Annotated in this window: 5 protein-coding genes; 3 read left to right on the forward strand and 2 right to left on the reverse strand. The window is 60.9% G+C overall.

What is annotated here, in order from left to right; all coding sequences use genetic code 11:
• Positions 1-554 precede the first annotated feature (554 nt).
• A complete protein-coding gene (locus tag VFW69_RS13785) occupies positions 555-1,226 on the forward strand; it encodes a CAP domain-containing protein (RefSeq protein ID WP_526502079.1) in 672 nt (223 codons plus the stop codon).
• Positions 1,227-1,307: 81 nt separating this feature from the next.
• Here the strand turns inward: VFW69_RS13785 and VFW69_RS13790 are convergent, their stop codons facing one another.
• Positions 1,308-1,748: a lipoprotein LpqH gene (locus VFW69_RS13790; protein ID WP_526502080.1), complete on the reverse strand. Its 441-nt coding sequence runs from the start codon at positions 1,746-1,748 to the stop codon at positions 1,308-1,310.
• A gap of 309 nt (positions 1,749-2,057) precedes the next feature.
• Positions 2,058-2,684, reverse strand: a complete 627-nt coding sequence (locus VFW69_RS13795; protein WP_526502081.1) for a TetR/AcrR family transcriptional regulator — start codon at positions 2,682-2,684, stop codon at positions 2,058-2,060.
• A 1,414-nt stretch (positions 2,685-4,098) separates the two neighbouring features.
• Between VFW69_RS13795 and VFW69_RS13800 the strand changes: the two genes are divergently transcribed.
• Positions 4,099-4,884, forward strand: a complete 786-nt coding sequence (locus tag VFW69_RS13800; protein ID WP_526502082.1) for an MlaE family ABC transporter permease — start codon at positions 4,099-4,101, stop codon at positions 4,882-4,884.
• 26 nt (positions 4,885-4,910) lie between these two features.
• A complete protein-coding gene (locus tag VFW69_RS13805; RefSeq protein WP_526502083.1) occupies positions 4,911-5,765 on the forward strand; it encodes an MlaE family ABC transporter permease in 855 nt (284 codons plus the stop codon).
• Positions 5,766-5,799 lie beyond the last annotated feature (34 nt).

Raw genomic sequence — 5,799 nt, forward strand, 5'->3', positions numbered from 1 at the left:
ACACCAAATGGTGACATTGGTCAATGGCAGATTTGCGCGATTCGGCGAGAGCCGCGTGGCCGGCAGGTCTAGGTTCTCATCCAACACGGCGGAATCCCATCGTCGTGACATCAAGATGGCGAATCCGCCACAAATGAGTTCTAGTTAGCGGGGCTAATTTTTAGTCGGCCACTTGGCTGCAACCACTAGGCGCTCGGGCGACCAGGTTCGCGGTGGGACTGCACTCGTAGATCGACGGCTTCGTGACGGTCGGCGACATGAGGCGCGTCGACAGCGACGGGTACCTCTACCTGACCGACCGAGCCGACGACATCTCGCCAATCAGGATCGCGGCCGGCGTAGGCAAAACGCCTAAACGTATATTCATTTAAGTATTAAAACCTCTAGACGACTTCGCGGCGCCGTGGGTAGCCTACATGCATGTCAGGCTCGTTTCGATCGTACATTGGCTAGATTTCAGCCGATCCAACCGGCCAAGTCAGTACCCGGCAGCAGAGCACCCGGCACCTAGTACCGCCGACCGCCGCTTGGGGGCCAATAAGGAGGACTTGTACATGCAGTACTGGCCGCAGCGCCTGCCTGCCTTGGTGGTTGCCGCCGGCGCTCTGTTGAGCATTCCCGTCGCGCATGCGGATAATGACAACAACACGCTCATACCGAACAACAAGCGACTCAACGACAGTGTCGTCGCCAACGTCTTCACCGTGCAGCATCAAGCAGGCTGCAACAATGACGTGAGAATCAGCCCCCAACTGCAAGCCGCTGCGCAGCGGCACACCCAGGATGTGTTGAACAACCGGGCCCTCGATGCTGATATCGGTTCGGACGGGTCTAGCCCACAAGATCGCGCCAATGCGGCTGGTTTCCATGGCCCGGTGGCCGAGACGGTGGCGATCAATCAGTCAATCGCGATCAGCGGCAATGACTTAATCAACCGGTGGTACTACAACCCCGACTATTTCAAGATCATGTCCAGCTGCACGAACAGCCAGATGGGGGTGTGGTCGTTGAACAGTCCGGATCGTACCGTTGTGGTTGCGGTCTACGGACAACCACAAGCCGATACCTCGGGACGGGGAGCAACACCACTGAACACCGAAGGACAGAACATTCCGCTCGATCCCAGTCCCGATTATGACGCCAGCGATGAACTCCAGTTCGGTCTCAACTGGTTCCCGTGGATCCTGCGAGGCGTGTACCCGCCGCCTGGCAATCCTCCGCAGTAGACCGTGATTCGCCCGTCGTTAGTGAGCGCGAGTCAAAAGGCGCGGAGTCAACGTAGTTCGGCTATAGGCAGCTGGGTCGCGTTAACAGGCGACCTTGATTGTGAAGGTGCCGGTTGCCCTCAAGCTGGGGTTGTCGGTGTTAAAGCCCTCGGCACGTCCACGGACGGTGTAGGTGTATCCATGGAGGGCTACCTCAGCGGCGCCCTGGAGGTCTTCGGCGTAGCTGCCTGTGAAGCCGTCGAGATCACTGATGTTGACCGACTTGGCGACCAGCGCACTTTCGTTGGAAACAAACACTTTTGTTCCTGCCGCAGCGTCACCGATAGTAACCGCAGTGAGCGATCCCATCGGTATGCACTTCACCGTGTGGGTCTCCGGAAGCGCATGACCGTTGATGGTTACCTGCGCGCTTTCCGGGGGCAACGTACCCGGCGGAGGTGCGGCTGCGCGGGACGGTGAGCATGCCCCGACACTCGCTGCCACCAAAACGATCGCGAAGACGTTGCAAAACCGCTTCTGCACGAGCGCACCTCATTCCATCTCGCCGTCTTCCCGACTCCGCACTAAGAGCAAGATCGACACCGCTAGACCCTCGGCGCCCGCTTGCTCAGCAAGGCGAACGGCCGGTTAGGTTGAAACCAACAGTATCCGACTTTGGTGTCGTGGTCACCGCGATCGCGATGTATTCATTGACAACCGTTTTCGTGCGCAGACCAGTCCCGGTGATCAGTCAATCGCCACGGCCGATGGCACGTCGTGCCAACGAGAACAAGCAGGTTCAGGAGTTGACGGGGTCGGCCGCCCCAGCCGCGACTTGACATCGCCGCGAGGTTATCGCCAAGGGGTTAGCGAGGCGACGAGCAGGTTGCGTAGCACGCCCTCGTCACCACCGTCGTCGGGCCCGGCGGGTTCGGCGATAAGGCTGAAGTTGATGCGGACGATCCAGCGGGCGAGGGTGTCGGCGGGAACATCTCGGCGAATATCGCCAGCGGCGGCAGCGGCCTCGAGACGTCGGACCAGGGCGTCAGCGAGTTTGGCTCGCCACAACTCCGAGCCTTCCGCGGCGTGAAAGGCAGCACCGACGGCTTGGTGGTCGTCAACCAATGATCGCATTACCGGTGAGTCGCGGGCGATATCGATGCCCCGCATGCATGCGGCGACGAGCTGAGCCAGGAAGGGCTCGTCAGTCTGCCAACATTGTTCAACGGCGTGCAGGGTAACGGTGAGCACGCGCATGAAGGAGGCCGCCAGCAGCGCGTCTTTGCTCGGAAAGTAGTAGTACACCGTCGACCGGTGCACGCCTGCGCGCCGGGCGATGTCGCCCATCCGGGTGTGCACAGGCCCCTTATCCGAGTAGCAGGAATCGGCCGCGCTCAGCAACCGTTCGCGCGCCTCATCATCTGCCGGCGAGTCCGCCCCGGCTGGCCTCGGGCGACGGCCTCTGAATTGGACGGTCACACCAGCACACTACGGCCTCCGAGCTGTGTCGGTGACGCGATGCGAATGGCCGGCCAGGGCCCGCTGGCGGGGTGAGCTGCGCTGCGAGAGGCGGACGGCGGGCTCGTGGCGGCGCCACCGCCTGTTCCCGATGGGTGAGGCCCACCGAGCTTGGCCGGCTGCCCGGGAATCCGGCGATGATCAAGGCAAGCCCGCATGCCGATGAGGCAGGCGACATCCGGCGAGTTAACCGGTTAGCAATTGTCCAGCAGCGTGCCCGACCCACTGCGGCTCAGCAGTGCAGAGTTCCTCGAGATTCTCCAGCAATGCTCCGAATAATGAGCTAACGATACAAACCGATATATAGATAACTATTTAGCTTTACCCGTCACTTCGGTCGGCTGCTTTTGTGCGCTGGATCACCGTCCTCCGCGCGGCAGAGTAAGGCTCAGGCGGGAGGCCAGTTAGCCGTGATCGGCAATTAATTGCCGTGCCTGCGGGGGTCGGTGTTGACCCATGCTGGTATGCGCCGCATAAACAGGTTTGGCGCCGGGACGATTAAGGGCCGCACTGACGCTAGAAAGTTCGTAGTCCTGCCGTTGTGCGTAAGCGCAGCTCAGGACCCCATCGGCGGCCCGACGCGCCCTGCGAGCGCCCCGGCGGTAAGAGCTCGGACGCGGGGCAGTGTGCACTCGATTCCGCTCCACTGCGGGCTGCGATGGTGGAAATACAAAAGATGAATACACACATTATTGCGCCGATTTACGTCACCGTTCTTTTTATTATCTTGCGATGCGCAATAAGAAAAGTTATTGAAGCATCATTCTTTGCAACAAAGACCGTTATCGAGGGGCTGAGGATTAAATCAGCGAGAGCGACGACCGGAAACCGATCTACGAATATTATAGCTTCTGACTGCTGTGCATAATTCCTTATTTATAGTCAAATCGGGTAACCCGTAGCAAACTTATCGACGTTGGACTGGTCGCGATGCGGGTGATGCTTTGCAGGGGCGCCTCTCGTCCGGTTGGATGCGGCCGATCGCCCGATCCTGGCTGTATCTACGAGGTCTGATGGGTGCGGCACTCTTCGACAGGGGTGCAGCGAGCTCGGCTGACACGGCCGTCCCGCCGGGGGAAATTACGACATTTCAGCCAAAAATGTCGGAACCTACAGCAAACCACGGTAGTTGCGCTCACGTCACTAAGCCGTTTTGTCCAAAATGGCGTTTGTCGATGTTGCCTTGCCTTAATGTAATGGTGTAGCGTCCCGCTGTGCTCTGGGCCACGCCGTTGGAAAAGAAGCAGCACGCCATACCTGCTGCGGGGAGGATTCATCGTCTAATGTCGGCTCCGACTGGTTACAAACGAGTGCGCTAGTGGTAGTGGCGGACACAGCACCTATTCCCGCCGTGACCAGCGCGCCGGAGGGCGGGGTGGTCTCCTCCCGGGCAACCACCCGGCTCGCGGTTGGCGGTAAGCCACTGCGCGAGGTAGGCAGCTACTTCGCGTTGACCCTCGACATTTTGGTGCAGCTGGTGCACCCGCCGTTCGCGTGGCGGGAATTCGTCCATCAGGCATGGTTCGTGGCTCGGGTGTCGATCGCCCCGACCATCTTGTTGTCCATTCCGTTCAACGCACTCAGCGTCTTCATCATTAACGTTCTGCTGGTCGAGATCGGCGCCGCGGACGCATCCGGTGCTGGCGCTGCGCTGGCGAGCGTGGCCTACATCGGCCCGATAACGACGGTGCTGGTCGTCGCCGGTACCGGCGCTACTGCGATCTGTGCTGATTTGGGCGCTCGGACCATCCGCGAAGAGCTCGACGCGATGCGGGTGATGGGCATCAACCCGGTGCAGCGACTGCTGGTGCCTAGGGTCCTGGCGCTGTGCCTCAACGGGTTGTTGCTCAATTCGATCAACACCATCGTCGGACTGGTCGGCAGCTTTTTCTTCTCCGTCTTCTTCCAGCACGTCACTCCGGGCGCCTGGGCGGCGAGCCTCACGCTGCTGGTCAAGATCGCTGACGTGGGCATCGCCTTCTTTAAGGCGGCGTTGTTTGGCCTGGTCGCTGGCACCATCGCGTGCTACAAGGGCGTCACGGTCGGTGGCGGCCCCCAAGGTGTCGGCAACGCGGTCAATGAAACCGTGGTGTACACGTTCATGGCCTTGTTCGTGATCAACGTCGTGCTAGTCGCGGTCGGCACGAAGGTGACGATGTGACTGCAGCCCCCGCCCGGCACCACCTGATGAGCGTGGCTCCCGCACCGCCGCGGTTCGCGCGATTCTCTATCACCCTGCGCCGCTGGGGTGCCGGGTGGAATCGGCTCGGGAGCCAAACCGCGTTCTACGCCAAGGCGCTGAGTCTGATGTGGGATGCGGTCGCACGCTACAAGGCTGAGACGCTGCGCCTGATCGCCACGATGAGTCTGGGTATCGGTGCGCTGGCCATCATCGGCGGCACCGTGGTGGTTGTCACCACCCTGGTCATGTCGACTGGATCATTCGTCGGTATCCAGCTCTACCGATCGCTCTCCGACGTCGGTGTGCAGGCTTTGAGCGGGTTCGCCTCGGCCTACATCAACACCCGTTTCGCTGCGCCCCTAACCGCCGCTATCGGGCTTGCCGCGACCATCGGCGCCGGAGCCACCGCACAGCTAGGAGCTATGCGCATCAACGAGGAGATCGACGCCCTGGAAGTGATGGGCATCCGTGCGATCAGCTACCTGGCCTCAACGCGAATCGTGGCGGGCGTGCTGGTTACCGTTCCGTTGTGGTGCCTGTCTTCGCTGGCTGGATATCTGGCGACACGAACGCTGGTGGTGGTCGGCTTCGGGCAGCCCACCGGGGTTTATGACCACTATTTCCACACCTACCTGCAGCCCACCGACCTGATCTGGTCACTGCTGCAAGTGATTGCGACGGCAACGGTAGTCATGCTGGTGCACACCTACTACGGATTCAACGCCACCGGCGGCCCAGCCGGCGTCGGTGAAGCTGTCGGCCGCTCGGTGCGCGCCTCACTTGTCGTGGCGGTAACGGTGCAGTTGGCGGTGGCAATGGCCGCCTACGGGGTGTCCGGCGACTTCAACCTGTCGGGATAGCGTGCGATGAAGAAGCTGCACCGTGAAGCTGGTC

Source organism: Mycobacterium sp. (assembly GCF_036273375.1).
Taxonomy (GTDB): Bacteria; Actinomycetota; Actinomycetes; order Mycobacteriales; family Mycobacteriaceae; genus Mycobacterium.

Excerpts from the sequence above, each read along its gene's own strand:
- VFW69_RS13785 (WP_526502079.1), top strand. The coding sequence starts at position 555 with ATGCAGTACTGGCCGCAGCGCCTGCCTGCCTTGGTGGTTGCCGCCGGC.
- VFW69_RS13805 (WP_526502083.1), top strand. The coding sequence starts at position 4,911 with ATGAGCGTGGCTCCCGCACCGCCGCGGTTCGCGCGATTCTCTATCACC.